This window comes from Arthrobacter sp. FW306-1B-G06A, assembly GCF_058781765.1.
Genome location: NZ_JBYSXB010000005.1, coordinates 123,289 through 150,253, shown reverse-complemented (window position 1 = coordinate 150,253; position 26,965 = coordinate 123,289). Strand labels below are relative to the sequence as shown.

The following is a 26,965-nucleotide window of genomic DNA, read 5'->3' as shown; positions in this document are numbered from 1 at the left end:
TGTGAGCGAAAGCATGCGGGCCCCATCCGGCCATGGAGCGGTCGAGCTGATGCTGGTGCGTCACGGTGAGAGCCTGGGGAACGTGGCCGCATCGGCGGCCGGGGTGTCCGGCGCGGAAGTGATTGAGGTCCCGGCTCGGGATGCCGACGTCGACCTATCCCCGCTCGGTTACGAGCAGGCCAGTGCTTTAGGTGATTCGTTCAACAGGCTGCCATCGTCGCGGTGCCCGGACGTGGTCTGGTGCTCCCCGTACGCTAGGGCGCGCCGTACCGCCGAAATTATCGTTGGGACGGCGGGCTGGACTGTGCCGCTCCTCGTGGATGAGCGGCTCAGAGACCGCGAGCTCGGCATTCTGGACATGCTGACCACCAAGGGCGTGGAGCTCAGGCTGCCCGAGGAGGCCCGTCGTCGCAGATGGTTAGGGAAGTTCTACTACAGGCCTCCTGGTGGCGAGTCCTGGACCGACGTCGTGCTGAGGCTTCGGAGCTTTCTTTCTGATCTTGAACGACTTTCCGGCGGAGAGCGGGTCCTCGTGGTCGGCCATGACGCCGTGATCCTGCTGTTCCGTTACCTTCTCGAAGGCCTTTCCGAAAAGGAGCTCCTGGATCTTGCCGGCACAACCACCATTTTAAACGCTTCCCTCACGCGGTATGTCCGCGTCGATGGTCACGGCCCCTGGATGCTGGAGAGCTTCAACGTCGCAGACCATCTTACGGAGCAAGGAGTTACCCTCACCGAGCACGGAAGCGACGCCGATGTCCGTCCGCGGTGATCTTCCAGCTATCCCGGTGACCCCCACCCTTCTGCGGAACTGGCCCCTGCCGCCGACGGGTTCGGGCAAGCTCGAGCGAGGAACCGTGTTGGTCATCGGCGGTAGCCGCAAAACACCCGGGGCCGTCCTCCTCGCCGGCACCGCGGCGCTTCGTGCCGGCGCGGGCCGCCTCACCCTTGCCGTTGCTGAATCCACGGCCGTGGCGTTGGCGGTGGCCGTGCCTGAGGCGGGAGTCATCGGCCTGCCCGAAACATCCTCCGGCTCCGTCCGCTCGACCGCCCACGAGGCGTTGCAGCCGGAACTGGAGGCAGCCGACGCAGTGCTGATCGGGCCGGGCCTTGATGACCCGGACGAAACGGCCCAACTACTGCGGAACCTTTCCGGCAAGGGGCGGATACGCGAGGACCAGGCCATCGTCCTCGACGCTTACGCACTGGGGATCCTGAAGCAACTCTTGCCCGATATCCAGCCTTGGGCCGGGCACCTCATTCTGACTCCGAACCCGACCGAATTGGGTCTTCTCCTCGGGCGGGATCCTGAAGACATCCGCAACGACGTCGCCGAAGTCTCCGGCATGTATCATGCGGTGGTCAGCTGCCAGGGCGTCATTGCCCAATCCCGGAACACCGACCCGCCGGAAACCGGATCCACTACTTGCTGGGAGATCACCACCGGTTCCGGAGGACTTGGCACTTCCGGCAGCGGAGACGTCCTGGCCGGAACCATCGCCGGACTCCGGGCCCGCGGAACAACGGATGCGCAGGCAGCCTGCTGGGGATCGCACCTGCACGCGGCAGCCGGCGACAGACTGGCCAGCCGGAAAGGAAGCCCCGGATACCTCGCCCGTGAACTTGCCGACGAACTACCGCCCCTCATGATGGAACTGAACACGTGATAGAACGGGACCATGGACCAAAACGAAGCACCCTTAGTAAATGCTTTGGCCGAGTATCACCGCTTGGATCGCTACAGTTTCACTCCGCCGGTTCATCGCCAAGGCCGGGGCGCCGATCCGCGGGTGCTGGAGGTTCTGGGAGCGCAGGCTTTCCGTTCAGACGTGTTGGACTCCGCAGGATTGGATGACCGCTCGTCGTCGGGCGGTTACCTGAAGAAGGCCGAACAGCTCATGGCGGAGGCTGTAGGAGCGGAACAGGCGTTCTTTTCCACCTGTGGCAGCTCCCTTTCCGTCAAGGCGGCAATCCTCGCCGTCGCAGCCGGAAAAGGGTGAACTTCTCATCAGTCGGGACGCCCACAAGTCGATTGTCGCCGGCCTGATCTTCTCCGGTATCCAGTCGCGTTGGATCCGGCCCCGCTGGGATCCAAAGTTGCATCTGGCGCACCCTCCTTCCCCTGCCGATGTGGAGGAGATGTGGGACCGCTACCCGGAGGCGGCGGGCTGCCTGATTGTTAGCCCGACCCCGTATGGAACATGTGCGGATATTGCTGCCATTGCGAAAATCTGCCACGCCCGCGGCAAGCCCTTGGTCGTCGCTGAGGCTTGGGGTGCGCATTTGCCTTTCCATGATGACCTGCCCACGTGGGCGATGAATCCCGGCGCGGATATCTACGTCGTCAGCGTGCACAAGATGGGTGCCGGGTTCGAGCAGGGTTCGGTGCACCACCTGCAGGGCGACCGTGTGGACCCGGCGCATCTGTCCGCTTGCGCGGACCTTCTGATGACAACCAGCCCGAACGCGATCCTGTATTCAGCGATCGACGGATGGCGCCGCCAAATGGTCCAGCACGGAAGCGAGCTGCTCGGAAACGCCCTGGCACTTGCCCGCAAGCTCCGTGCCGACATCGACGCACTCGCTGGAATCCATGTGTTGGAAGACGAATTGCTGGCCGTGGAGTCCTCCCACGACCTTGACAGGATGCAGATCCTTATGGACCTTTCCGGGCCCGGCATCAGCGGATACCAGGCGGCGGACTGGCTCCGGGAAAACTGCCGGATCGATATGGGGCTCAGCGACCACCGGCGGATCATGGCCACGCTTTCAATGGCCGACGACGACGTCGCGGCGTCAAGGCTGATGGACGCCCTTGGGCCACTCATCGGCGCCGCGCCCACAATTGCTCCTGCAGCGCCTGTGGACCTGCCCGCCCCGCACGAACTCGAACTGGAGACCGTTGTCCTGCCGTGGGACGCGTTTTTCGGGCCGGCCGAGGATATCCCCACCCGCGACGCAATCGGGCGCGTGGCGGCCGAGCAGATCACGCCCTACCCGCCTGGGATTCCCGCGATCGTCCCCGGCGAACGGACGAGGCTCGCCTATACAAGTACTACCGCACAGAAAGGATGCGTACTTACGCTGAGGCTGTTGACGGGGACGGCGACAGAGATCCGGCCAAACCGGACACACCCTCGACTATTGACCAAGGCGCCGGACGTCCCAGACTGCACCGCTACATGGGAACAGACAAGAACCGCGGAGATGAATCCCTCGCCGAGGAACTGCGCAAGGAGAACGGCGACAGGGATGATGGGGCCTGACCCAGGCACAGGCGTAGGGTGGCGGCACCAGGACGCATGCGGCGGCCGACGGCTCACCTCGAAGGCCCTAAGGATGTTCGTCTTCCCTCCCGCTGCCATTGGATGTCGGCGTCGTTCTGATACGGGGACCTACGCTGGGCATGAGGGGCTGGAGCGCAACTTGGGGAACCGGGCGTGATTCAAAAATTCGCGAGGAAATAAGCGACGTAGGAGCGCCGAACGAAATTTCGAGTCACGTGCGGCGCATCGCGCCCTGGTTGCGCGCAGGCGCCGCCCAGCGATGATGTGGTGTCAGAACGACAAACAGGAAAGATGCAGGGTCTAGTCTTCCAGGTGCGAGGACAACCACGAGTTGAAGTCGCTCCGGCTGATCCGTAGATGTCGGCCGATCCGATAGGCGCGGGGACCGAGGTGCTTCACCCGCCACTGGTAGAACGTCCGCTCGGGTATGTGCAACTCGGCACAAATGTCCCTCGGGCTCAGCCACTGTTCTTCGGCAGCTTCCAGTGTTTCGCTGCGTTCTGGCGTCGTTGTCATAAGTGTCCCCGTCGTGTCCACGGTTGGTCGCCGGCGGAAGCGCCAGCTGTGTTCCTACTTCATGGAGGCGCGAGAAGGAGACCGCATGACCGGGCGGGTGAAGCTCGTCGCAAGAGAATCCTGTAGCACGCCGCCTGGAAAAGCCGATTCGCCCACCGTTTACCCACCGGAAACAACGAAGCGCAACGGAAAATGTTGAGCCCTCAAATTGCCCATTTGGCCCATTCTGCCGCGGAATCTAGGCATTTTTAGCATCCACCGAATACTGATGAAAAACGCGAAATTATTCTCCTAAGGTCCTCGGTTCAAGTCCGAGTAGCCCTACCCGAAAAGTGCCCCTGACCTGCGGAAACGCGGTGAAGGGGCACTCTCGTTTTGGAGTTCTCAGGTAGCCATCCGGTCGGAATCACTCCCGACTCCGACCGAAAGCCTCCAACAGGGACGTGGGTCATCCTTGAATCCAGCCCTTGTGTGACTAGCGACGCTGGTGTATCTATCAGATCGGAGGGCAGTCATGGACATTGGGCGGGTAATCGAGCAATACCACTCGGGACTACACGTATTTGCCGAGGGCGATCCGGAGCCCATCAAGGCAATGTACGCGCGGAGCGAGGACGTGCTTCTAGCGAATCCCTTCGGCAGCTCTTCGCGCGGCTGGGATGCGGTTTCACAGGCGCTGGACTTCGCTTCATCAAACTTCCGCGATGGCAGGCCAGTTCGGTTTGAGGAAGTTTCGCGTTACGTCGGCGCAGATCTTGTCACGCTGTTCGAGCACGAGCATTGGGAGACCAAGGTGGGCGGTCGCGACGAACCGTCGCCCTTCGACTTGCGCGTTACGACCACTTTTCGGTTGGAAGGCGACGGATGGCAAGTGGTCAGTCGCCACGCCGACCCGTTGATGGCACGGCATCCCGACGGACCGATCCGCCCCACGAAGTGAGTTTTGCGATCCACGAAGGCGCAGCCGCGCCGCGCGTGAGGATCTGATCGGACTGTTCCCGCCGATGCTTTGATTCGCGGGCCAGGACGCGACCAACGAATCCGACTTTCGTTGACGAGGCTAAGGGGCCTTCGGTTTCCGGGACCGATACGGCTGGACCAACGATGCAGCACCAGGGCGCTAGCTCGGCCCCGGCCATACGGCCGTCGGTGTGCCCCCGCAGCTGAAAAGCCGGGGGGCGCACCTTTTGGTGTCTGTGAACGATCAGGAGACCTGGAGGCCGCCGTTGATGTCGTACGTTGCTGCGGTGATGTAGCCCGCGTCCGCACCGAGGAGGAAACTCATCAGTGCGGCTACTTCTTCGCGGGTGCCCACGCGGCCCATCATGATCCCCTGGGACATTTCCGATTTGCGTTCCTCGGTGAGGGTGCCGCCCATGATGTCCGTGTCGATGGGACCTGGTGCGACGCAGTTGACCGTCACGCCGTGTTCGCCGACCTCGCGGCCAGAGCCCGGGTGAAGCCGATGACGCCTCCTTTGGAAGCGCTGTAGGCGACCTTGGAGAAGGTGCCGCCCCCGCGCTGGGCCGAGATGGAGGAGATGCAGACGATGCGCCCGACCCGCGTTCGATCATGCCTTTGAGGACTGCCTGGCTGACCAGGAAGGTGCCGCGCATGTTGATGTCGAATACGCGGTCCCATCCTCGACGGTCTCTTCCATGAACGGGGTGGGGTTGCTGATGCCGGCGATGTTGGCCAGGCCGACGATGGGCGGCAGTTCGGCCTCCACCTGGGCGATTGCGGTGTCCACCGAGTCCTTGTCGGACACGTCGGCGCCCAGGCCGAGCGCCCGGACGCCGTGTCTTGCGGCGATCTCATCTGCTGCGGCTTTTGCGTCGACGCCGTTGATGTCAAGGATGGCCACGGCCCAGCCTTCGCTGGCCATCCGGTCCGCGACGGCCCGGCCGATGCCCCGGGCCGATGCGGCTCCGGTGAGCACGACGGTGCGTTCGCAAGCGCTTGCGAACCAATCTTTGCGGACGTTAGGCTGATCACATGACTGTTTCCGTCCAGGCTGTCGCCGACCGCGCTGGCGTCTCGATTTCCACGGTGTCCCGAGCCCTGCGCGGGGTCCCCGGCATTTCGGAGACAACGCGCAAGCGTGTGCGGGATGCCGCCGTGGAGTTGGGGTATGTCGCGTCGCCGAGTGCGTCCCGCCTCGCGACGGGGCGCACGCGCACCGTCGCCGTCGTCGTCCCTCTTCTCACGAAGTGGTTTTTCGCCGAGGTTATTGCTGCCGCCGGGCGGGTGCTGAGCCGCGAAGGCTATGACGTCCTGTTGACTGAGCTGTCCACCGTCGAGCTGCGGGCCGGCTTCTTCGCGAGCCCGCGCCTGCACGGGCGCTCCGATGGTGCGCTCGTCGTAGCCCTTCAACTCGGGTCGGAGGAGCTCGCGTCGCTCAAGGCGCAGGGGCAGGTCCTCGCGCTTGTCGGTTCGGAGAGTGCGGGCGCGTCCTCCGTCCAGGTGGAGGACCGGATCGGCGGACGCGCCGCGGCGCGTCATCTGATCAATCTCGGTCATGAGCGCATCGCCTTCGTCGGCCTGCGTGCCGGTCCAGGTTCGACCCTCGGCGGCGTGCCGCCGGCCGAGCGGCTCCTCGGCTACCGAGAGGCACTGGCCGAGGCGGGCCTTCCCTCGGATCCGGGCCTTGAGCATGTCGTGGAGAACACGGTCGACGCCGGTGCGGCCGCCATGGCCGCACTGCTCACCGCGGAGGAACCGCCGACGGCGCTTGTCGCGGCGTCGGACGAGATCGCCTTCGGTGCAATGGCCACGCTCCGCGGGGCCGGGCTCAGCGTCCCGGACGATTTCTCCATCGTCGGCTACGACAACCACGAGCTCGCGGGCGTCGTGGGTCTCACGACGATGGACCACGGCGTCGCCGAGCAAGGTCGCCTCGCAGCCGAAGCGCTGGTTGCGGCCCTGGCGGGGGCCCCGGCCGCCGTCGGGCGCATCGAGCCCCGTCTCGTGGTGCGCGGCTCGACCGCACCGCCCCGCCGCCTCCGGGCGGGCTCCCGCTGACCTTTCACAATCCACCCAAACGAACAAGGAATCCCATGGAATACCGCAAGCTCGGAAACTCCGGCATGTACGTCAGCGAGATCGCGTACGGCAACTGGACCACGCACGGCGAACAGATCGACCAGGAAGCGGCCACGGCCTGCGTCCGGACGGCCCTGGACCTCGGGATCACGACCTTCGACACCGCCGACGCTTACGCGGGCACTCGCGCCGAGACCGCCCTCGGCGAGGCCCTCGACGGTGTCCGGCGTGAAGGCCTGGAGATCTTCACCAAGGTCTACTTCCCGATCGGCCAGCCCGGCAAGAATGATCGGGGCCTGTCCCGCAAGCACATCATGGAGTCCATCAACGGCTCCCTCCGCCGCCTCCGGACCGACTACGTGGACCTGTACCAGGCCCACCGCTACGACTACGAAACCCCGCTCGAAGAGACCATGCAGGCGTTCGCGGACATCGTGCGTGCCGGCAAGGCGCACTACATCGGCGTCTCCGAATGGACCCCGGAGGAGATCCGCAGGGGCGCCGCCCTCGCCAAGGAGCTCGGTATCCACCTCGTCTCGAACCAGCCCCAGTACAACATGCTCTGGCGCGTTATCGAGCCGGAAGTCGTTCCGCTGAGCGAAGAACTCGGCCTGAGCCAGATCGTCTGGTCCCCGCTCGCCCAGGGCGTCCTGACCGGCAAATACGCCCCGGGCGCCGCGGCTCCCACGGCGTCGCGCTTCACCTCCGACGGCGGCGCGTTCAAGACCGAGCACCGCTACATGCAGCAACCTGTGCTCGAAGCTGTCCAGGCCTTGCGCCCGCTCGCGAACCAGGCTGGCCTGTCAATGGCCGCGTTCGCTGTGGCCTGGGTCCTGCAGAACACGAACGTCTCCGCCGCCATCGTCGGAGCCTCCCGTCCCGAGCAGCTCAAGGACAACGCGACCGCCGCCGGCGTCGTCCTGGACCCCGGGCTTCTCGCCAAGGCCGATGAGGTCCTCGGCGACCTCGTCGAGCGCGACCCGGCCAAGGTCGAGTCCTTCCTCGAACGCCCCTGAATCAACGCCCCGCATCGACTTCTTCAAGGAATCCCCAGTGATCTTCATCGTCGTCAAATTCAAGACCAAGCCCGAATTCACCGCGCAATGGCCGGAGATCGTGGCCGACTTCACCGCCGCGACACGTGCCGAGGAGGGCAACCTCTGGTTCGAGTGGTCTCGCTCCCTCGATGACCCCTCCACGTACGTGCTGGTCGAAGCCTTCCAGGACGGCGCCGCCGAAGCGCACGTCAACGCCCCGCACTTCGCCGCCGGCCTGACGGCCATGCAGCCCGCCCTCGCCGAGACCCCGGAGATCATCAGCCGCCAGCTCGACGGCGCCGGCTGGGACAGCATGGGCGAACTCCGGGTCGACACGGTCGGCGCAGGGCTGTGAACCGGCGCGCTATCGGCGCCGTTCCGGTCAGCGCCATCGGTCTGGGCGCCATGCCTATGTTGATCGAGGGCCGTCCGGAAAATATCCTCTCCGTCATTCCCGCCGGTCCTGCGGCCGGGACCACGGCGTCACCGGCCGGTCCTGCAGGAGGCCGTCGACGCTCAGGTCCACCCTTTCATTGAAGAAGCTCAGCAGTCCGTGGATCTGCGCGGCGTCGCGGAAACGCGTGTCGTAGCTCCAGGCCACATTCCTGCCGTCCTCGCTGCCGGGGTAGCTCCAGTAACGGGCTTCGCCCTTGTAGGGGCACACGGTCCTCTTGGGGCTCTCCTCCATGAGGTCGAGCCGCACGTCCCCGGGCGGGATGTAGTAGCGGACGGGAAGCAGTGTCTCGTACAGGAGTTGCGCACCGTTCGTTTTGGCGAGCGTGACGCCGTCGAGGGAGACCTCCACGGTCAGGGAGGAGGCCCGGATGTCCACGCGGTGGAAGGGGTCGCGGGGGTGGCCGATGATCTCCTCGTCGTCTTCGCGCCATTGAAAGGAGGCGAAATCCAACACGACATACCCGGCAAGGTCGGGGTCGTCCGGACGGAACGCTGCCCCTGGCGCCGTCGTCGTCCCTGTCACGACGTCGAGCTGTTCGCCGGGGGTGGTGTGCCGGCCGAACCCGGTGCGCGGATCCAGCGACGTCGGTGAGCCTGCCGACAGCCTGACGCCGAGCTCCGGGACATCGGCCGCAGGGCCGGCGGCTCTGAGCTCTGCCAGCAGTTCGGCCTGCGGCACCGCATAAATCGGGGTAATGCGCTTCGGCTCCCAGACCAGCCACGCGTGCAGGGTGTCGACGACAGTGTTCCCGCCCAGGGTCGCGCGGATTCGCTTGGCGGTGGGTTCGTAGCGCAGCTCCGGGAAGGTCCCGAGGATCACTCCGGATAGTTTGGTGGCCATGCTTCAAGCGTGAGCGCAGGGCCATGCGGGGTCAATGTCCTCGTGAGCCGATGGTAGATGAGTTCACTGCCAGCCAGTTCACGCCGCCGCCAAGCTAAGCCGGGACGCCGAAAATCAGGGGCCGACGTCGTACATCTCATAGTCGTCGGTGGTGATGGTGCCATTGGCCTGGATGTTCAGGCCCCAACTGATCCCCGAGGCGCCGGCCGGCAGGGGAGGCGTGGTCCAGGTGATTTGGGTCCAGTTCGCCGCGGCCAGGACCAACGGGCTCGCGGTCCAGTACTTCCAATTCCCGTTACCGACGCGGTAATAGAGTTCAAACTGGGTTGGCGCGGTGGATTTGAACCAGGCCTTCAGCTGATATCGATGTCCGGGTGTCCCAGTCGGCGAGCAACCGCCCAGGTCCAGGGCGGGAAGAAGTTTCGCGTCCCCTGACGAACGCCCGGTCAGCGTGAGTTGTTCGGCGTAGGCGCCGGTGTGGCCGGGCGAGACGACGGCGAAGGCGGGGGTGTTGGTCCCGTACCCGCCTGCGGCCCAGCACAGCGGAATCGTGTTGACCAGGGTCTCCAAGCCGGGGTTTTGAATCATGTTCGTCCCCGGAGGGGGTGGGGGAGGTACGGCAGGGCCCTGAACGGCGGGCTGCTGGGTCCCGCCGATGACCTGGTCCACCGTCTTAACCGCGACGGTACCGGCGGTCTTTTGCTGTGCCAGCCAGGTGGCGAACTGGTTGAACAAGGCCGGGGTGATCGTCAGCGTGGGGTCCGTGCCGACGGCGATGTGGTGGAAGGTCAGTTGGACCCACCCGCCACCGGTCGTTTGGGCGTGTGTCACCTGGTTCTCCAGATTCTGCAGGGTCCAGGTGCTGTCCACCTCATCCGGTGCCGCAGTGACGTAGGGATTCGCCGGCGGGATGGTGTCTGCCGCGGGAAGCGTCGCCGAGGCCGGGTCCTTGCTGGAAGTGTCGCCCAGGCCGCGGGCGCTGTTGAATCCGCACTGTTTCACCAGGGCCTCCGTGGCGGGGTCTTCGGAAGCGAAGGGATAAGCGAAGCTGGTGACTTTGAAGCCCATGTTCATCAGTGCCACGCGCCCGTTGCAGATCTGCCGTGTCGACTCGGCGGGGGTCAGGGACACAAGATCCGGGTGGGTGACCGTGTGGCCGCCGATTTCATTGCCGTCGGCGGCGATCTGCTGGAGGTTGGCAGTGGTCAGGTAGGTGGGCTGGTCGATCCACCCGGTGGTGATGAAAAACGTGCCGACCAGGCCCAGGCTCCTGAGCGTGGCTTCGGCCGTCAACTGGTCCGCGTTGCCGTCATCGAACGTTAGCGAGACCACCGTGTTTGCCGCGGCATGCGCCGGTGCGGCGAACCCCACTCCGGCCAGCAGGCCGGCAACAATCAGCGCCGTGCTGCCAAAAGCGGTCCAGCGTTTGCGGAAGTGGTTAACGATCCGGATTCCGGAGACGCCGGGCCCTGCGCGGCTCTCGAGCGGCGATACAGTTGCCCCCTGTTGCTTATCCGTGGCACCCATGGTCAACTCCTCCCCAGCCTGGGTAATGCACCAGACGCCGAGTGATCCTTCGTTGATTTCCAAGAAGGTGCCGCTCGAAGAGGGAGTCCGATCTGGGTTCCGGCGGGCGGCACCGGGTTGTGATTTGCTCACACACGCGTACTTTCGAGGCTACGGCCAACAGGTAGCCGCAAAAACGAGTGGTCAACACTCGTTCTTTTTGCCGCTCCCTTAGGTATCGGGCCTGATGTAGCTAATTAGCTCTGTGGCTCGTTTTCCACGAACGTTCCGGGCGGCATCCAGGCGCCGAACACGGGGCCTGGATCCGGCCGCTTTGCGTGCCGCCCGTCGTCGGAGACTCTTTGCTTGAGACGTTGCAGGACCCATGGGAAAAGGTGCTCCCGTGCCCAGATAATGTCATCGGTCCGTGCTTCACGCCACGTGCGCCCAGGTAGGTCTTTCGGTGTCATCGGTTCCAAAGTGTGGGGGACGTTGAGGGTATCGAGCACCATGATGGCGATGGTGTGCTGGCCCAGGGGAGAAAAGTGCAGCCGGTCCGGATCCCACATTCGAGGGTGGGTGAGTTGACGCAGGGCCCAAAGATCAGCGATTACCGCGTCGTGGCGCGCGGCGATGGTGCGCAGGTTCTCGTTGAAGATGGCTACCTTGGCGCGGGTGTGTCCCAGCACGGGCGTATCGCCCCAGTCCGGTCCGGCGAACAGCACAACCGTTGCACCGGTAGAGGCGAGGAGTTGCACGCCGGCGTCCATCCGGGCGGCGAGTTTGTCGGGATCGCTTCTGCGGAAGATCAGGTCATTGCCCCCGGCATTGAGAGTGATCAGATCCGGTTGCAGGGCCAGGGCGGGGACGATCTGCTCATCCAAGATCTGATGGAGCAGCCGTCCTCGGACTGCCAGATTCGCGTAAGCGAAGTCGTCGTGGCCGGCACTCAGTTCTTCCGCGACCCGGTCCGCCCAGCCTCGCAAGCCCCCCGGGCTGCGAGGCTCCGGATCTCCTACCCCTTCGGTGAACGAATCACCCAAGGCCACGTAACGGCTCCACGGGTGCAGGCGGGCCCCGGAACCAACGGAGCCTCCCTGCGCCGGACTTTCGGCGCTGGGAGCGTTCATCCCTCCATACTGCTCCTACCGGGCCTAACGCGCCACGGCTATGCAAGACGCACACCGTCAAGAGGGGTGCACCCGTTGCTTGTGGCGGGACCGTTATTGCTGTAAGTTACTCACCAGTAACTTACGTGAAGGAGTGCCATGTCCAAGGCAGCAATCGACCTAGAGAATCTCCCGTACGCCGAGGGTGACTTCTATGGCTTTGAGCAATTGCTCACGGGCAAGGAGCAGGACCGGCTGGCGGAGATCCGCACCTTCCTTTCCCGTGAGGTCAAGCCGATTGCCGTCGATTGCTGGAACCGCGGGGAATTCCCCATGGCCCTGATTCCCAAGCTTGCTGAGATTGACCTGGTCAGTCCGGTGAGGCGGCAAGGCTATTCCAACGTATTCGCCGGCCTTGTCCACGCAGAGGCAACCCGCGCCGATGCTTCAATTGCCACGTTCATGGGCGTCCACGACGGCTTGTTCACCGGTTCCATCGAGGCGTTGGCATCTCAGGAGCAACAGGACGCCTGGCTGCCGGACATATACTCCCTCAAGAAAATCGGAGCCTTTGGGCTGACCGAGCCATTGGGTGGCTCGGACGTCGCAGGAGGCACGCGGACCACCGCGCGCCGCGACGGCGACAACTGGATCCTCAACGGGGCCAAGCGCTGGATCGGCAACGCCACCTTCTCGGACTGGGTTGTGATCTTCGCCCGCGACCTCGACGACAATCAGGTCAAGGGCTTCCTGGTGGATACGAGCCTCCCTGGATTCAAGGCCAGCAAGATCGAGAACAAGATCTCGCTGCGGACCGTCCAGAATGCTGACATCACCCTCGAAAACGTGGTGGTCCCGGACTTCTTCAAGCTGGCCAATGCCAACAGTTTCAGGGACACCAACAAAGTCCTCAAGGTCACACGGCTTTCGGTCGCGTGGCAGGCTGTGGGCCAGCAGCTTGCCGCGTTCGACGTTGCCCGCCGCTACGCGGTTGAACGGATGCAGTTCGGGAGGCCCTTGGCATCGTTCCAATTGGTGCAGCAACAACTCGTTCAGATTCTGGGCAACACAGTCAGCTCCATGGGCATGATGGTCCGCCTCGCCCAGCTTGAGGATGCCGGGGTAGCCAAGGATGAGCAATCCGCGCTGGCGAAAGCCTTCACCACGGCCCGCATGCGCGAAAGTGTTGCCCTGGGCCGCGGCATCCTGGGCGGAAACGGCATTGTCACGGACTACGAGATGGCCAAGATCTTCGCCGACGCCGAGGCGATCTACTCCTACGAGGGAACCCACGAAATCAATACTCTTGTGACGGGGAGGGCGATCACGGGGATTTCCGCGATCGTCTAGCGACAGCACATCGTCCAGCGACAGCACATCATCCAGGGGCAGCAACACAGACGGCCGGAGATCCGTGACGAAGGCGAGCGGGTTGACGTAGTCCTCCCCCTTCCGCACTCCCCAGTGAAGGCACGGTGATCCCGGGCAGTGGCCGGTTTTCACTACTCCGATGGCTTGGCCCTTGCTCACGGGTGCGCCCTCTGCGAGTTCGCTGTCCACTGGTTCAAAGCTGCTCCGCAATCCGTCCCCGTGGTCGATGGTGATCACCGGACGATCCACCACGACGCCCACGAAGCGCACGGTGCCGTCGGCGGGGGCGGCGACCGAGACGCCGTCGTCGACTGCTTGCAGATCCACTCCGCGGTGCCCGCTCAGCCACGGCTTGTCCGGAGGGTCGAAGCCACGCAGGACGGCAGGCTTGGGGGAGACAGGCCACGCCCAGTCCGGACGGACGCCGGGCGAGGCGGTTGGGTTCGGCGACGGCGAAGCCGCGGCGGGCGCCGCGCCGAGGGCAACGAGCAAGAGAACGTAGACTGGAAGATGTGCGGTGCTCATGGAACAAGCCTTCGTTGGCCGTCCAGGGTCCGAAAGCCGCAAGTTCGGCTATGTGGAAAACGGTGGGGGGAAATCTGCCGAAGGAAAGAGGCCGAACCCGTGGCTTTTGCGGTCAAGAGGCCGAAGGCGCTGTAGTACACTTGGTGGAGCAGTTTGCTGTGCCCTCAAGCTTGTTTAGAAGCGCTTCTCATTCAGTTGCGCGGGGGTCCCAGGCTGACTACGCGTATCCAACCCTCCAATTGCGAATCCTCGCGGATTCAATGCTGCGGAGGATTGTGCCTCTTGCGGTCCGGCGAGTCATTGGCCGGATGAGAAGTGCAATGGATGCCAGGAGCCAAGGCCCGTTCGGGTCCGGCTAATAACCGTCAACTATTGGCAGGGTAAGAGCGGCCCGTGTGGCTCTCTCATGAATGACCTGCCGGAAGGAGCGTCGGCATGCCCGTCGTAACTATGCGCCAGCTGCTTGACAGCGGCGTCCACTTTGGACACCAGACCCGTCGTTGGAACCCGAAGATGAAGCGATTTATCTTCACGGAGCGCAACGGCATCTACATCATTGACCTTCAGCAGTCGCTGTCCTACATCGACCGCGCTTTCGAGTTCGTCAAGGCTACTGTCGCCCACGGCGGCACCGTCCTGTTCGTCGGCACCAAGAAGCAGGCCCAGGAAGCAATTGCTGAGCAGGCTACCCGTGTTGGCCAGCCGTACGTCAACCAGCGTTGGTTGGGCGGTATGCTCACCAACTTCCAGACCGTTGCCAAGCGTATCCAGCGCATGAAGGAACTCGAAGAGATCAACTTCGAGGACGTCGCAGGCTCGGGTTACACCAAGAAGGAGCTCCTGCTCCTCAAGCGTGAACTCACCAAGCTGGAAACCAACCTCGGTGGTATCCGCAACCTGACCAAGGCTCCTTCTGTTCTGTGGGTTGTTGACACGAAGAAGGAACACCTGGCTGTTGACGAAGCCAAGAAGTTGAACATCCCGGTTGTTGCCATCCTGGACACCAACTGCGACCCCGACGAAGTCGACTTCCCGATCCCGGGCAACGACGACGCCATCCGCTCCGTAAACCTGCTGACCCGCGTGGTTGCCGACGCCGTTGCTGAGGGCCTCATCGCCCGTAACCAGCGCGCAACCGGTGCTGCAGAGGCCCCCGAAGAGCCGCTGGCTGAGTGGGAGCGCGAGCTCCTCGAAGGCAGCAAGGCCGAAGCTGCTGAAGCACCGGCCGCCGAAGCTCCGGCTGCGGAAGCTGCCGAAGCACCGGCCGCCGAGGCTACCGAAGCTGCTGCCGGCGAAGCCGAAGCAGACAAGTAAATCCGGACCTTTCCCGCGCCGATTTCGGTGCGGGGAGCTACTGACAGGATGGCGGCCCACCAGGTGGGCTGCCGTCCTGTCAGTCCGTAAACACATAAATTTCTAGACAGAGGGGTTCACATGGCGAACTACACTGCTGCTGACATCAAGGCCCTGCGCGAGCGCACCGGCGCCGGCATGATGGACGTCAAGAAGGCTCTTGACGAGGCCAACGGCGACGCCGAGAAGGCCATCGAAATCATCCGCATCAAGGGCCTCAAGGGCGCTACGAAGCGTGAAGGCCGCTCCACCGCCGAAGGCCTGGTTGCAGCCAAGGTCACCGACGGCGTGGGCGTAATGATCGAGGTCAACTGCGAAACCGACTTCGTCGCCAAGGCTGACAAGTTCATCCAGCTGGCCGACAAGGTCCTGGCCGTCGCCGTCGAGTCCGGCGCTGCCGACCTCGAGACCCTGCTGGCCATCGACGTCGACGGCAAGCCCCTTTCCGAGGTTGTCGTCGAAGAGGGTGCCGTTCTCGGTGAGAAGGTTGTTGTCCGCCGCATCGCCCGCATTGAAGGCGGCACGGTTGACGCTTACCTGCACAAGACCTCCAAGGACCTCCCGGCCCAGGTCGGCGTCCTGTTCGCTGTTGAGGGCGAGGGCGACGCCGCTGCTACCGCAGCCCACGATGTTGCTGTCCACGTTGCAGCCATGGCCCCGAACTACCTCAGCCGCGAAGACGTCCCGGCCGAGCTGGTCGAGTCCGAGCGCCGCATCGCCGAAGAGACCGCCAAGGCCGAAGGCAAGCCGGAAGCCGCTCTCACCAAGATCGTCGAAGGCCGCGTGACGGGCTTCTACAAGGGCGAAGTTCTCTTGGACCAGGCATTCGCCAAGGACTCCAAGAAGACCGTTGCGCAGGTCCTCGAAGAGGCCGGCGTCAAGGCAACTGCCGTTGCCCGTTTCCGCGTCGGAAACTAGTTAGACATACAAAAGGGGTGGTCACTTCGGTGGCCGCCCCTTTTGCATGCAACGGCAGGCCCGCGCCGAGTGCATCCACAGCCGGCAGCTTTCTGCCCGGCCCCCAGCAAGATAATCTAGCCAGAGTCCACAAACGGGAAGGCACCATGGAAACCGAGAACACTGCAATCCATCCGGAGAAGACCCGTCGTCGTGTACTGCTGAAGCTGTCCGGCGAGGTCATCGGCGGCGGAAAGCTTGGTGTTGACCCGGAAACCGTCCGCGCCATCGCCAAGCAAATCGCCGCCGCCGTGTCCGAGGTCGAGGTGGCAATCGTCGTCGGCGGTGGTAACTTCTTCCGCGGCGCCGAACTGTCCCAAAGCGGCATGGATCGCTCCCGCGCCGACTACATGGGCATGCTCGGCACAGTTATGAACTGCCTGGCCCTGCAGGACTTCCTGGAGCAAGCGGGCGTCGAGACCCGCGTCCAGAGCGCCATCACCATGGGCCAGGTGGCCGAGGCCTACATTCCGCGCCGTGCCATCCGCCACATGGAGAAGGGCCGCGTCGTCATCTTCGGGGCGGGCGCAGGCCTTCCGTACTTCTCCACCGACACCGTGGCCGCCCAGCGTGCACTCGAAGTGCATGCCGACGTCGTCCTCATGGCAAAGAGCGGTGTGGACGGCGTGTACACCGCGGATCCCAAGAAGGATCCCACGGCAGAGAAGCTCGAAAAGCTCAGCTACGACGAGGCCCTGCGCCGCGACATCCGCGTCATGGACCAGACCGCCATGACCATGTGCAAGGACAACAATTTGTCCATGGTTGTCTTCGGCATGGAAGGCGAAGGGAACGTCACCAGGGCCATCCTCGGCGAAAAGCTGGGCACCCTGGTCACCCCCTAGCAAGGGCTAGGATATTTCTAGGACTCTTCCGCCCGCAGGGGCGGAAATTTATTGTGCATTGCGGCCCGTGGACCGGGGCGCGACTATTTCTGAGGAGAAACCGTGATCGAAGAAACCTTGCTCGAAGCCGGGGAAAAGATGGACAAGGCGGTCGAGGTAGCCAAGGAGGATTTCGCGTCGATCCGTACCGGTCGCGCGAACCCCGGACTCTACAACAAGGTGATCGTGGAATACTACGGCACCCCCACACCGCTGCAGCAGCTGGCTTCCTTCGCTATCCCGGACGCCAGGACCATCCTGATCACGCCCTTTGACAAGACCTCAATGCGCGATATCGAAAGGGCCCTGAGCGACTCCGAGGTCGGCGCCAATCCGTCCAACGACGGCAACGTCATCCGGATCACCATCCCGGAGCTCACCCAGGAACGCCGCAAGGAATACGTCAAGATCGTCAAAGGCAAGGGTGAGGACGCAAAGGTTTCCATCCGAAGCATCCGGCGCAAGGCCAAGGACGCCCTGGACAAGCTCGTCAAGGACGGCGAAGCCGGCGAAGACGAGGGTGCCCGCGGTGAAAAGGAACTCGACGCTATCACCAAGGCACACGTCGACGGTATCGACGAGCTCCTCAAGCGCAAGGAAGCCGAGCTGCTCGAGGTCTGATGAGCGAGGCTGAGCCGGCGCCCGCGCAGGGGATTCCCACACGCGCCAGACGCCAACGAGGCAACCCGACGCCCAAGGCGGGCCGGAATCTTCCGGCCGCCATCGGCGTCGGACTCGCCATGCTCTTCGCCGTCCTCGGCGGGCTGCTGTTCCTGCCGTTGGGGTTCGTTCTCCTGACCACTGCGTTTGCGGTCCTCGGCGTGTGGGAAATTTTCCGTGCGCTCGAAGGCCAGGACACCAGGATGCCGATCATCCCCGTGTTGACAGGTACCGTGGCGATGCCGCTTGCGGCTTACTTCGGTGGCACCGAAAGCCTGCTCTTCGCGATGGTGCTGAGCAGCACGGCGGTCCTGCTCTGGCGTTCCCTCGAAAGCGCCGCGGGAGCTCCACGCAGCGTCTTCTCCGGAATCTTCACGCTTGCCTGGGTGCCTTTCCTGATCAGCTTTGCCATCGTGCCCCTCCATGCAGGCGGGGGAGCGACGACGGCGGGTCCCTGGCCCGGCGGGCAGGTTCCCGCGGGTGCCTGGCAGATTGCCGTGATGCTGCTGCTGGTGGTGTCCAACGACACTTTCGGGTACCTCGTAGGGGCACTCTTCGGGAAGCACCCGATGGCCCCCAAGATCAGCCCCAAAAAGACCTGGGAAGGGTTCGCGGGCTCAGTGGCAGGTGCCATGGTCATCGGGATCCTCGCCAGCGTTTTCGTCCTGGGCAGGCCTTGGTGGGTCGGGGTGGTGCTTGCCGTGGGCATGGTGGCCGCCGCTACTGCCGGTGACCTCGCGGAATCCATGGTCAAACGGGAACTTGGCGTCAAAGACATGAGCAGTATCCTGCCCGGACACGGCGGGGTCATGGACCGCCTCGACTCGATCGTCTTCGCGGCCCCGGCAGCATATATTCTTTTCGCGCTGTTGAGCGGCGCCTGATAACCACCCAGAAGGAAAGCAGTGGCAGTGGACATTCGTCGCCAGATCCCCGCAGCATTTGAGCGCGTGGCGCACAGCAAGTATGGCTACAACGCAAAGCAAGTTGACCAGTTTTTCCAGCGCGCCCGGTTGTCGTTCGAAAACCGGGCCGAGGCGTCGGAGAAAATCGTCAGCAGCGATGTCCGCGCGGTTTCGTTTGATCCTGTCAAGGGCGGCTACGACGCTACCGCTGTGGACGCCGCGTTGGACCGCCTCGAAGATGCCTTCGCCCGGCGTGAACGCGACGAGCTGATAGCGGCCGAAGGCGAGGAAGCCTGGTTGCTGAAGATCGGCAAACTCTCAGGAGTGTTGCGGGGCCGCTTGCACCGGCCTGATGGCGAGCGTTTCCGCCGGCCGGACAAGAAGCGTGCGCGCAGCTACAACATCGCCGAGGTCGATGCCTTGTGCGTCTCCCTGATCGGTTACCTCGAAAACGACAAACCGCTGAGCGTCGACAACGTCCGCCGAGCCGCTTTCTCCGAGGCCCGCGGGCGGGACGGCTACGAAGAGGCGCAGGTTGATGCCTTCCTCGACCGGGTTGTCGAGCTCATGGCGGCGATCGACTAGCGGAGCTGGCGCTCCGTGGCCACCGGCCGTTCCGGGACGTGAAGCCTGGTCATCAGCCGGGTGACAGTCCCGGGGACCCGGTGTTTCGTGGCCCGTGAGACGAGCACCATCACGGCAAACGCGGCAGGCACCGTCCACGCCGCGGGCTGGGCAATCCATCCGGGCGCAGCGGAACCGATGACCGTACTCGATACCAGCGCACCCCCGCAGAGGACGGCTCCCGTCAGCATGCCGGCAATCGCGCCTGCGTCGCTCAGGCCGCGCCACCAAATGCCGAGCAGCAGGACAGGACAAATGGTGGACGCCGTGAAGGCGAACACCAGCCCTACGCTGCCGGCCAAGGCCATTGAATCCGTCGTGAATGCAAAGGCCAAGGGGACGAGGGCGGCCAGGAGGGCGGCCACCCGGAATCCGCGCACGCTCCCGCCAAGAAGGTCCTGGCTGATGACGCCGGCCAGCGAAACCACCAATCCCGACGTCGTCGAGAGGAATGCGGCAAACGCGCCGGCAACCACCAATGCCGACAGGAGATCGCCCGGCATTCCGCCCAGCAGCTTTCCAGGCAGCAGCAGGACCAAGGCGTCGGGCCGTCCGCTGCGTGCAAGCTCAGGAGCGAAGACCCGACCAAGCAGGCCGGACGCCGTCGGGAATAGATAGAAGACCGACAACAGGCCCAATACGATGAGGGTGGTCCGCCGCGCCGATTGGCCGTCCGGGTTGGTGTAGAAGCGGACGAGGACGTGGGGGAGTCCGAGCGTTCCGAAAAGCAGCGCCACCAGGAGCGAAACAGTTTGGTAGAGCCCGGCCGCGGGAAGGCCCGTGGGATTGCTCGACGCTTCCGCCAGGACCGGTGAGCCGCCGCCCGACTGGTTCAACAGCAGGTACACCACAGGAACGGCCAACGCCGTGAGCTTGAGCCAATATTGGAAAGCCTGTACGAAGGTGATGGAACGCATGCCACCGGCCACTACCGTGACGCAGACCACCGCGACGACGGCGATGGAGCCCACCCAGGAAGGCAATCCCGTGCTGATCCGGATGGTGAGCCCGGCGCCCTGAAGCTGCGGCACGATGTAGAGCCATCCGACAGCAACAACCACAAGGCTCGTGACGCGGCGGACGGCTTTCGACTGGAGCCTGGCCTCCGTGAAATCCGGAATCGTGTAGGCACCCGATCGGCGCAAGGGGGCAGCCACGAACAGCAAGAGCATCAGGTAGCCGGCCGTGTAGCCCACGGGGAACCACAGAGCATCCGTCCCCGTCAACAGGATCAGCCCCGCGACGCCCAGGAAACTCGCTGCCGACAAGTACTCGCCGCCGATCGCCGAGGCATTCCACCACGGCCGGACAGTGCGGGATGCTACGTAGAAGTCGCTCGTGGTGCGCGAAATGCGCAGGCCGTAGAAGCCGATCCCCGCAGTCGCAAGCGCCACGCCCAGAAAAGCCGCGAGCCCGACGGCGGGATTCACTTCTCCTCCACAAGATCGCGGTAGCGGGCTTCGTTCCGTGCCGCGGAGCGGTTGTAGAGCCATGCGCTCAGGCCGATCACCGGATAGAGCGCTACTCCAAGGATGATCCAATTTACCGGGACGCCCAGAATCCGCATCTGCGCGAGCTGGGGGACCAGCGCCACCATGGCACCGTAGGCGGCCAGCACCAGCAGGAATCCGGAAGCCACAACTACGGCAAGGCGCAACTGCGAACGGATGAGTGACCGGACGAAGACCTGCCCGACGTCGGAGTCTTCGGCGGCCTCGCGCGAATTGTACGGACGCTTGGGGGCTACCCTGGCAACTGATTGCGGGGCCGTAACCCTCACCCGCGTCATCCTTGGGGCCGGATCCGGGTGGCCTCGAGCTTGTCCCGCACGGCCGGAAGGTGCCTGCGGCTGATCGGCAGTTCGGCTCCGGCCACCGTGACGCTGGGGCGTGCGGCGGCAAGTTTCATGTGCCCCACGTGGTTCAGCGACATCAGGTATGAGCGGTGGATGCGGATGAATCCGGCTTCCGCCCACTGCTGTTCGAGGTCGCTCAGGGGCACCCGGATGAGGTAGCTTGCCTCCGCGGTGTGCAGCCGGGCGTAGTCTCCCTGGGCCTGGACATAGCTGACGTCGTCCCTCCGGATCATCCGGGTTGTTCCGCCTTGGTCAACCGTGATCATCTCCGGTACCTTGCTGCCGTCCTTGATGAGCTCGCTGATGCGGCTGACGGACCTCGCCAGGCGTTCGGCACGCACCGGCTTGAGCAGGTAGTCGACGGCAGCCAGTTCGAATGCCTCCAGCGCGCAGTCTTCGTCGGCGGTCACGAAGACGACGGCGGGAGGGCGGGGGCTGCGCGAGATGGCGCGGGCGATGTCCAAACCGGAAAGCGCGGGCATGTGGATGTCCAGGAAGACCGCGTCCACGGATTCCGTTTCGAGGGCGCTGAGGGCTTCGGCGCCCGAGATTGCGCGGTGGATTGCGCCGATACGCTCGTCCCGGCCCAGCAGGAAGGCGAGCTCTTCAACCGCCGGGAGCTCGTCGTCGGCGACGAGTACGTTGATCATGGTTATAGATTAGCCTCAGGCATCATGGCTCGGCTGGGACTTTGGCACGCGGATGGTGATCAAGGTGCCCTCGCCCGGTGCGGTTTCGATGACGAGGCCGTGTTCGTCCCCGTAGACCTGCCGAAGGCGGGCATCGACGTTTCGCAGTCCAACATGCTCGCCGTCTGAGTGTCCCGCCAGGACCGAGCGCAGGTGTTCCGGATCAATGCCCACGCCGTCGTCCTCGATGGTGACCTCCGCGAAAGCGCCGGAGTCGTTGGCGCAGATGGTGATGTGCCCGGGTCCTTCCTTCGCTTCAAGCCCATGGCGCACGGCGTTTTCCACGAGCGGTTGCAGGCTCAGGAAGGGAATCACCGTGCTCAGGACTTCGGGCGCGATCCTGAGGCTCACTTGTACCCGGTCTCCGAAGCGTGCCTTCTCCAACAGCAAGTAGCGGTCGATGCTCCGGAGTTCTTCCGCCAAGGTGGTGAAATCCCCGTGGCGGCGGAAGGAGTACCGAGTGAAATCCGCGAACTCGACCACCAACTCGCGTGCCCTGGCGGGATCGGTGTTGATGAACGACGCAATGGCGTTGAGCGAGTTGTAGATGAAGTGGGGGCTGATTTGTGCGCGCAAGGCCCGGACTTCGGCCTCCATGAGCAAGGTGCGGGAAGCGTCGAGTTCGGCCAACTCCACTTGCACCGCCACCCAGTCGGCCAGCTCGCTTGTCGCCCGGACCAACCCCGCACCGGTTTGCGGCGCGAAGGCGGCGACCGCCCCCACCACGCGGTTTCCGGCCCTGATCGGTGCCACGACGGCGTTCAGCTCGTGCGACGCCGGGACAACCACGGTCCGTCCGTCGGAGAGAACCCCGGAGGCGAGCTCCATCAGGGAGGCTTTGAGTTCTTCCGCCGCGCCATCCCACGCCAGGACTGACTCGGTGTCGGTGATCGCCAGGGCGTCGCAGCCAAGCAGGGAACGCAATTGCTTGCTTGCCTTGGCAGCTCCCGCCGCGTGGAGCCCGGTGCGCAGGTGCTGTCCAGCGCGCGACGCCGCGTGCAGGGTTTGGTAGGTGGCCCTCTCGGCGTCTGTTCCCAGCTCGCGGAAGGAACGGATCACCTTGAGGCCGACCCCGACGACGATCGCCACGGCGAGCACAATGACCGCAATGGCGGCGGCGGTGACGAGCGGGGAATCCGGCATGGAGCAAGACTAGCGAACCCGCCGTTCGGCGCAGCAACGTGTCCGCTGGGCGACGCCTATGCCGGTGAATCTGGAAGTGGCGAAGCTGCGCGGCGATAGTGATTCCAGTCACATCGGCCAGGAGTGTGTGGTCGATGTAGACGTCCACAACCAGGAGGAAGCCATGGGTAACGAGGCCCAGACACCGGACGCAGCGGCGTCCGTTGATTTCCAGGAAGTCCAGCAAACGGGGCAGTTTCAGGAGCTTCGCAAGCGCCACCGCAGTTTTGTCTTTCCAATGGCCATCGCATTCCTGCTTTGGTACTTCGCCTACGTCCTGCTGGCTGACTACGCGGTGGGCTTCATGTCCACCAAGCTGTGGGGCAACATCAACGTCGGCCTGGTCTTGGGCCTGCTGCAGTTCGTCTCAACTTTCGGAATTACGGGCTGGTACGTTCACTACTCCAACCGGAAGCTGGACCCGATAGCCACGGAAATCCGGAATGAGATCGAGGGCCATGAGTTCGACAAGGGCAGCACCGTGAGGGGGGCGGCGAAATGAGTGCCATGGTCCCGATGGTCAACGTTGCCGCTCTGAAGGACACCACGCTGTTGAACATGGGTATCTTCGCCCTGTTCGTCCTGGTCACCATGGTGATCGTCTTCCGGGCCAGCCGGAACAACAAAACGGCTGCCGACTACTATGCTGCCGGGCGCTCGTTCACCGGTTCGCAGAACGGCACCGCCATCGCCGGCGACTACCTCTCCGCGGCCTCCTTCCTCGGGATCACCGGGGCGATCGCCGTCAACGGCTACGACGGCTTCCTGTATTCGATCGGGTTCCTCGTCGCATGGCTTGTCGCGTTGCTGCTTGTCGCCGAACTCATGCGCAACACGGGTAAGTTCACCATGGCCGATGTGCTTTCCTTCCGGCTGCGCCAGCGCCCGGTGCGGATCGCCGCGGCCCTCACGACTTTGGTCGTCTGCTTTTTCTACCTGCTGGCGCAGATGGCCGGCGCCGGAAGCCTCATTTCCTTGCTCTTGGGCATCGGCGACTGGGGCGGGCAAGCCCTGGTGATCGTCGTCGTCGGCGCCCTCATGATCATGTACGTGCTGATCGGCGGAATGAAGGGCACCACCTGGGTCCAGATCATCAAGGCCGTGCTGCTCATCTGCGGTGCGGCAGTCATGACGCTCTGGGTGCTGTCCATCTACGGCTTCAACCTGTCCAACCTGTTGGGTGCCGCAGCGGATACCGCCAAGAACCCCAACGTGCTGAACCCCGGCCTGCAGTACGGCAAGACCGACACGTCCAAGCTCGATTTCCTGTCCCTTGGGATGGCGCTCGTCCTCGGCACAGCCGCCCTGCCACACGTGCTGATGCGCTTCTACACCGTGCCAACGGCCAAGGAAGCCCGCAAATCGGTGGTGTGGTCCATCTGGCTGATCGGGTTGTTCTACCTGTTCACCTTGGTCCTCGGCTACGGCGCGGCAGCCCTCGTTGGAGCCGACACCATCAAATCGGCCCCGGGCGGGGTGAACTCCGCCGCGCCGCTCCTGGCGTTCCACTTGGGCGGCCCGTTGCTGCTCGGCTTCATCTCGGCGGTTGCGTTCGCCACGATCCTTGCGGTGGTGGCGGGTTTGACCATCACGGCAGCGGCGTCGTTCGCCCACGATATCTATGCGAACGTCATTTCCAAGGGCAAAGCCGGCGCCGGAACCGAGGTAAAAGTGGCCCGGCGGACTGTGGTGGTCATCGGGGTCCTTGCGATCATTGGCGGTATTTTCGCCAATGGGCAGAACGTAGCGTTCCTCGTTGCCCTCGCTTTCGCAGTGGCGGCGTCGGCGAATTTGCCGACCATCCTCTACTCCCTGTTCTGGAAGAAGTTCACCACCCAGGGCGCCACCTGGAGCATGTACGGCGGACTTGCGGCGGCCATCATCCTGATTGCCTTGTCGCCGGTTGTTTCCGGCGCCAAGACGTCCATGATCCCGGGTGCCAACTTCGCCGTCTTCCCGCTGAGCAACCCGGGAATCGTGTCCATCCCACTCGCCTTCCTGCTCGGCTGGCTCGGAACCGTGGTGGACAAGCGGCGCGAAGACACGGCAAAGCAGGCCGAGATGGAAGTCCGCTCCCTGACCGGCGTCGGAGCCGAGAAAGCGGTGAACCACTAGGAGTACCCGTCCGACGCTCGCTCACAAACAAGGCCCTTCGGAGTGACGCTCGCTCACAAACAAGGCCAAATGGCGGATCCCTCCTGCAGAAAGATCTGCAGGAGGGATCCGCATTTTTCAACCAAAGGTGAGCGGGCATCCGCTTAGTGGTTGTGGCCGCCCGGCAGGGAGTGCTCTCCGTGCGGGACAGCATGCGCTCCGGCCACCGAGGCGGCGAGTCCCGGCGTCGTAATTGCTGCGACCACGACGGCGGCGGCAAAGGCTGCGCCCAAAAGCGCGCCGGCCCGCGGGGGAGCCTGCGCTACTCCGCCGACGTCGTCGCGGAACCTTCGGGCTAGCCAGGCAGAGGATCCCAGTGCCATCAGGACCAGGAACAGAGCTGCCAGATGCCCGCCGTCGAGCACTCTTTGGGCCAGACCGGCAACCAGGAATCCGACGTGGACCAGCACGGCCGCGAGGAGGCCCAGGGTTGTTGGTTTACGGAACCGGAGCCGCCCCCGTTGGAGGCTGCCAATCGAGCTGGCGAGAAGCGCCAGGCCCCAGGCCGCGAAGATGCCGCCCGCCCACACAAGGGGTCCCCGGCCCGAAATGTAGCTGGATGCGATGGAAAGCTCCACGAGGCCGGCCCCCATTCCCGCGAAACACGAAAACAGGGTGAGGGATGCCCCGGCGGTGGGTCCTACGGACGTCGCTGCTTGAGCTGACACGGACGGCTCCTTCCGGATTTCCGGGTTTTCTAGACGTGGGCCCTGGCGGTGGTGGCCGGAACCTTGTCCTGCGAGAGGCCGATGCCGAGGAGGACCACAGCGCTGGCCAAGTGCAGGACGTTGTCTGCGCCGTTAAGGGCAATGATGTTCAGCGCGGAGCCCACGAGGAACAGTCCGAGGATGCCGACAAGCAAGTAGACCGCACCGACTGTGGTGTTGATGGTCTTGGACAGCACGGTGCTGTTCATGCCCGCGTAGAGCAGGGCGGCGCCGATAGCGAGGTGGATGATGTTGTGCAGGGGGTTTACCGCAAAGATGATCAGATTGGCACCCTCGGTAGCGAAGAATCCAATTCCCGAGGTGACGAAGAATCCAACGACACCCACGAGCAGGTAGACGGCTCCAAAGATGGTGGCGATCAGGCGGTTGGGCGAAGTGCGCATGGTCCAAACCTTCCGGTATGGCCGGTTTGTATCCGGCCTGTGTTCGAAACCCCGGACGGGGCTCTCAACCAGAGATTCGGACCACCCGGCGCTATGGATGGGTGGGATCGGACGAATTTTTTCGACGTCAACCTTGTGGCTGGAGACGGATGGCGTCCATCTTCAAATCATTGCCTTCGAAGCTGTACCTGAAATTGAGGATTTTGCCCTGGCACTGCAGGGTTCCAGCAAGGTTGGCCGTATTGGTTCCGTTGACCGAACTGACGTTCACCGAGTCATAGTGGGGCTTGCAGCTGTTGTCCAGACCGAGGCCCGCGACGCCGGAAACGAACTCCTCTTTCGTCAAGCTTTGGGTGAGGACAGGGTCCATGTACTGGTCGTAGGCTTGCGAGCTTTGGCCGTTCACGATCAGGCGGGTGAAATCATCAGAGACGGCCATGGCCCTGTTCGTTGCATTTCCCAACAGATTGACCAGCACGACGATCCCCACAATGATCAGCACCAGGACCGCGCCGCCCGCTCCAAGGAGGATCCAGAGGAGCTTTCGCTTCTTCGCTGGCGGCGGGACGGGCATTCCGTACGGGCCGGGGTATTGGCCCGGCGGGCCGTAGAGGTTTGGCTGCGCATAGGGGCCAGGGTATTGGCCGGGTGGACCGTAAGGCGGGGTGCTGCCGTACTGTGGCGCTCCACCGCCCCACGCCGGCGGGAAGGCTTGCGGTTCCTGGTTCGGCTGCGGCGGTACCTGCGGGGTGCTCACGGTGGTTCCCCTTCCCGGCGGCCAGGCCTGCGTCGCCAACCGGACGGAAGCCGCCACCCGGCCCCAAAGCGTCCACCTGCATCAAATCGCACATTCCGGCGCGGAGCAAGGGCATCATCGAGCTTGGCTGGCTCCCTTTAACGC

Annotated in this window: 28 protein-coding genes and 2 pseudogenes; 17 read left to right on the top strand and 13 right to left on the bottom strand. The window is 64.0% G+C overall.

Annotation, left to right across the window (positions count from 1 at the left end; translation table 11 throughout):
• Positions 1–13 precede the first annotated feature (13 nt).
• From AC3WJM_RS04365 to AC3WJM_RS04350, 4 genes are read left to right on the top strand one after another with little or no spacing between them, the layout of a single operon-like run.
• The gene (locus tag AC3WJM_RS04365) at positions 14–772 is read left to right on the top strand and encodes a histidine phosphatase family protein (protein ID WP_284989400.1); all 759 of its coding nucleotides are present in this window, start codon (positions 14–16) and stop codon (positions 770–772) included.
• Positions 756–1,667, top strand: a complete 912-nt coding sequence (locus AC3WJM_RS04360; protein WP_306962751.1) for an NAD(P)H-hydrate dehydratase — start codon at positions 756–758, stop codon at positions 1,665–1,667. The genes AC3WJM_RS04365 and AC3WJM_RS04360 overlap by 17 nt, the downstream gene beginning before the upstream one ends.
• Positions 1,668–1,679: 12 nt before the next feature.
• Positions 1,680–2,000: an aminotransferase class I/II-fold pyridoxal phosphate-dependent enzyme gene (locus AC3WJM_RS04355; protein ID WP_306962753.1), complete on the top strand. Its 321-nt coding sequence runs from the start codon at positions 1,680–1,682 to the stop codon at positions 1,998–2,000.
• Positions 1,942–3,444, top strand: a complete 1,503-nt coding sequence (locus AC3WJM_RS04350) for an aminotransferase class I/II-fold pyridoxal phosphate-dependent enzyme (RefSeq protein ID WP_306962755.1) — start codon at positions 1,942–1,944, stop codon at positions 3,442–3,444. The genes AC3WJM_RS04355 and AC3WJM_RS04350 overlap by 59 nt, the downstream gene beginning before the upstream one ends.
• Before the next feature lie 143 nt (positions 3,445–3,587).
• On the opposite strand, the gene AC3WJM_RS04345 is transcribed toward AC3WJM_RS04350, so the two are convergent.
• A complete protein-coding gene (locus tag AC3WJM_RS04345) occupies positions 3,588–3,803 on the bottom strand; it encodes a helix-turn-helix domain-containing protein (protein ID WP_284989387.1) in 216 nt (71 codons plus the stop codon).
• A 514-nt stretch (positions 3,804–4,317) separates the two neighbouring features.
• Here AC3WJM_RS04345 and AC3WJM_RS04340 point away from each other — a divergent pair.
• A complete protein-coding gene (locus AC3WJM_RS04340) occupies positions 4,318–4,743 on the top strand; it encodes a YybH family protein (protein WP_492271259.1) in 426 nt (141 codons plus the stop codon).
• Positions 4,744–5,007: 264 nt separating this feature from the next.
• Here AC3WJM_RS04340 and AC3WJM_RS04335 read toward each other — a convergent pair.
• A pseudogene (locus AC3WJM_RS04335) lies at positions 5,008–5,742 on the bottom strand (SDR family NAD(P)-dependent oxidoreductase).
• Between the two features lie 56 nt (positions 5,743–5,798).
• On the opposite strand from AC3WJM_RS04335, the gene AC3WJM_RS04330 reads away from it, so the two are divergent.
• The 3 genes from AC3WJM_RS04330 to AC3WJM_RS04320 are packed head-to-tail and all read left to right on the top strand — an operon-like array spanning position 5,799 to position 8,237.
• Positions 5,799–6,824 (top strand): LacI family DNA-binding transcriptional regulator, encoded by a 1,026-nt coding sequence (locus AC3WJM_RS04330; protein ID WP_492271258.1) that lies wholly within the window; start codon positions 5,799–5,801, stop codon positions 6,822–6,824.
• Between the two features lie 35 nt (positions 6,825–6,859).
• A complete protein-coding gene (locus tag AC3WJM_RS04325) occupies positions 6,860–7,861 on the top strand; it encodes an aldo/keto reductase family protein (protein ID WP_284989385.1) in 1,002 nt (333 codons plus the stop codon).
• 37 nt (positions 7,862–7,898) lie between these two features.
• Positions 7,899–8,237 carry a putative quinol monooxygenase gene (locus tag AC3WJM_RS04320; protein WP_492271257.1) on the top strand — a complete coding sequence of 113 codons (339 nt, stop codon included), beginning with the start codon at positions 7,899–7,901 and terminating at the stop codon, positions 8,235–8,237.
• A gap of 93 nt (positions 8,238–8,330) precedes the next feature.
• On the opposite strand, the gene AC3WJM_RS04315 is transcribed toward AC3WJM_RS04320, so the two are convergent.
• The 3 genes from AC3WJM_RS04315 to AC3WJM_RS04305 all read right to left on the bottom strand — a co-directional run bounded on the left by AC3WJM_RS04315 (position 8,331) and on the right by AC3WJM_RS04305 (position 11,815).
• Positions 8,331–9,179 carry a DUF427 domain-containing protein gene (locus tag AC3WJM_RS04315; RefSeq protein WP_492271256.1) on the bottom strand — a complete coding sequence of 283 codons (849 nt, stop codon included), beginning with the start codon at positions 9,177–9,179 and terminating at the stop codon, positions 8,331–8,333.
• 114 nt (positions 9,180–9,293) lie between these two features.
• Positions 9,294–10,838, bottom strand: coding sequence for a polysaccharide deacetylase family protein (locus AC3WJM_RS04310; protein ID WP_492271255.1), 1,545 nt, complete (start codon positions 10,836–10,838; stop codon positions 9,294–9,296).
• A 104-nt stretch (positions 10,839–10,942) separates the two neighbouring features.
• Positions 10,943–11,815 (bottom strand): SGNH/GDSL hydrolase family protein, encoded by an 873-nt coding sequence (locus AC3WJM_RS04305; protein ID WP_059387851.1) that lies wholly within the window; start codon positions 11,813–11,815, stop codon positions 10,943–10,945.
• Positions 11,816–11,953: 138 nt separating this feature from the next.
• On the opposite strand from AC3WJM_RS04305, the gene AC3WJM_RS04300 reads away from it, so the two are divergent.
• Positions 11,954–13,144 carry an acyl-CoA dehydrogenase family protein gene (locus AC3WJM_RS04300; protein ID WP_492271254.1) on the top strand — a complete coding sequence of 397 codons (1,191 nt, stop codon included), beginning with the start codon at positions 11,954–11,956 and terminating at the stop codon, positions 13,142–13,144.
• A gap of 33 nt (positions 13,145–13,177) precedes the next feature.
• On the opposite strand, the pseudogene AC3WJM_RS04295 reads toward AC3WJM_RS04300, so the two are convergent.
• Positions 13,178–13,690: pseudogene (locus AC3WJM_RS04295) on the bottom strand (M23 family metallopeptidase); the annotation flags it as partial.
• 435 nt (positions 13,691–14,125) lie between these two features.
• Between AC3WJM_RS04295 and rpsB the strand changes: the two are divergent.
• The 6 genes from rpsB to AC3WJM_RS04265 all read left to right on the top strand — a co-directional run bounded on the left by rpsB (position 14,126) and on the right by AC3WJM_RS04265 (position 19,034).
• Positions 14,126–15,004 carry a 30S ribosomal protein S2 gene (gene rpsB, locus AC3WJM_RS04290; RefSeq protein WP_078105731.1) on the top strand — a complete coding sequence of 293 codons (879 nt, stop codon included), beginning with the start codon at positions 14,126–14,128 and terminating at the stop codon, positions 15,002–15,004.
• Positions 15,005–15,124: 120 nt separating this feature from the next.
• On the top strand, positions 15,125–15,961 hold the full coding sequence (gene tsf, locus AC3WJM_RS04285; protein ID WP_184735951.1) for a translation elongation factor Ts: 837 nt from the start codon (positions 15,125–15,127) through the stop codon (positions 15,959–15,961).
• A gap of 146 nt (positions 15,962–16,107) precedes the next feature.
• A complete protein-coding gene (pyrH, locus tag AC3WJM_RS04280) occupies positions 16,108–16,845 on the top strand; it encodes a UMP kinase (protein WP_059387847.1) in 738 nt (245 codons plus the stop codon).
• A 102-nt stretch (positions 16,846–16,947) separates the two neighbouring features.
• Complete coding sequence (gene frr / locus AC3WJM_RS04275) at positions 16,948–17,505, top strand: ribosome recycling factor (protein ID WP_078105729.1); 558 nt, start codon at positions 16,948–16,950, stop codon at positions 17,503–17,505.
• Complete coding sequence (locus AC3WJM_RS04270; protein WP_306962769.1) at positions 17,505–18,428, top strand: phosphatidate cytidylyltransferase; 924 nt, start codon at positions 17,505–17,507, stop codon at positions 18,426–18,428. The genes frr and AC3WJM_RS04270 overlap by 1 nt, the downstream gene beginning before the upstream one ends.
• A gap of 21 nt (positions 18,429–18,449) precedes the next feature.
• A complete protein-coding gene (locus AC3WJM_RS04265; protein WP_059387844.1) occupies positions 18,450–19,034 on the top strand; it encodes a DivIVA domain-containing protein in 585 nt (194 codons plus the stop codon).
• On the opposite strand, the gene AC3WJM_RS04260 is transcribed toward AC3WJM_RS04265, so the two are convergent.
• From AC3WJM_RS04260 to AC3WJM_RS04245, 4 genes are read right to left on the bottom strand one after another with little or no spacing between them, the layout of a single operon-like run.
• Complete coding sequence (locus AC3WJM_RS04260) at positions 19,031–20,503, bottom strand: sodium/solute symporter (RefSeq protein WP_059387843.1); 1,473 nt, start codon at positions 20,501–20,503, stop codon at positions 19,031–19,033. The genes AC3WJM_RS04265 and AC3WJM_RS04260 overlap by 4 nt on opposite strands.
• Positions 20,500–20,862: a DUF485 domain-containing protein gene (locus AC3WJM_RS04255; protein ID WP_059387842.1), complete on the bottom strand. Its 363-nt coding sequence runs from the start codon at positions 20,860–20,862 to the stop codon at positions 20,500–20,502. The genes AC3WJM_RS04260 and AC3WJM_RS04255 overlap by 4 nt, the downstream gene beginning before the upstream one ends.
• Positions 20,859–21,578 (bottom strand): LytR/AlgR family response regulator transcription factor, encoded by a 720-nt coding sequence (locus tag AC3WJM_RS04250; RefSeq protein ID WP_284989378.1) that lies wholly within the window; start codon positions 21,576–21,578, stop codon positions 20,859–20,861. The genes AC3WJM_RS04255 and AC3WJM_RS04250 overlap by 4 nt, the downstream gene beginning before the upstream one ends.
• A gap of 15 nt (positions 21,579–21,593) precedes the next feature.
• A complete protein-coding gene (locus AC3WJM_RS04245) occupies positions 21,594–22,760 on the bottom strand; it encodes a histidine kinase (protein WP_306962773.1) in 1,167 nt (388 codons plus the stop codon).
• Positions 22,761–22,923: 163 nt separating this feature from the next.
• Between AC3WJM_RS04245 and AC3WJM_RS04240 the strand changes: the two genes are divergently transcribed.
• Positions 22,924–23,301 carry a DUF485 domain-containing protein gene (locus tag AC3WJM_RS04240; protein ID WP_059387841.1) on the top strand — a complete coding sequence of 126 codons (378 nt, stop codon included), beginning with the start codon at positions 22,924–22,926 and terminating at the stop codon, positions 23,299–23,301.
• Positions 23,298–24,914, top strand: a complete 1,617-nt coding sequence (locus tag AC3WJM_RS04235; protein WP_492271253.1) for a monocarboxylic acid transporter — start codon at positions 23,298–23,300, stop codon at positions 24,912–24,914. The genes AC3WJM_RS04240 and AC3WJM_RS04235 overlap by 4 nt, the downstream gene beginning before the upstream one ends.
• A gap of 143 nt (positions 24,915–25,057) precedes the next feature.
• Here the strand turns inward: AC3WJM_RS04235 and AC3WJM_RS04230 are convergent, their stop codons facing one another.
• From AC3WJM_RS04230 to AC3WJM_RS04220, 3 genes are all read right to left on the bottom strand, one after another.
• On the bottom strand, positions 25,058–25,621 hold the full coding sequence (locus tag AC3WJM_RS04230) for a hypothetical protein (protein ID WP_492260116.1): 564 nt from the start codon (positions 25,619–25,621) through the stop codon (positions 25,058–25,060).
• Between the two features lie 29 nt (positions 25,622–25,650).
• Entirely contained in the window at positions 25,651–26,064 is a 414-nt protein-coding gene (locus AC3WJM_RS04225) for a DUF4383 domain-containing protein (protein WP_059387837.1), read from the bottom strand.
• 127 nt (positions 26,065–26,191) lie between these two features.
• On the bottom strand, positions 26,192–26,821 hold the full coding sequence (locus AC3WJM_RS04220) for a hypothetical protein (RefSeq protein ID WP_284989375.1): 630 nt from the start codon (positions 26,819–26,821) through the stop codon (positions 26,192–26,194).
• Between the last annotated feature and the right edge of the window lie 144 nt (positions 26,822–26,965).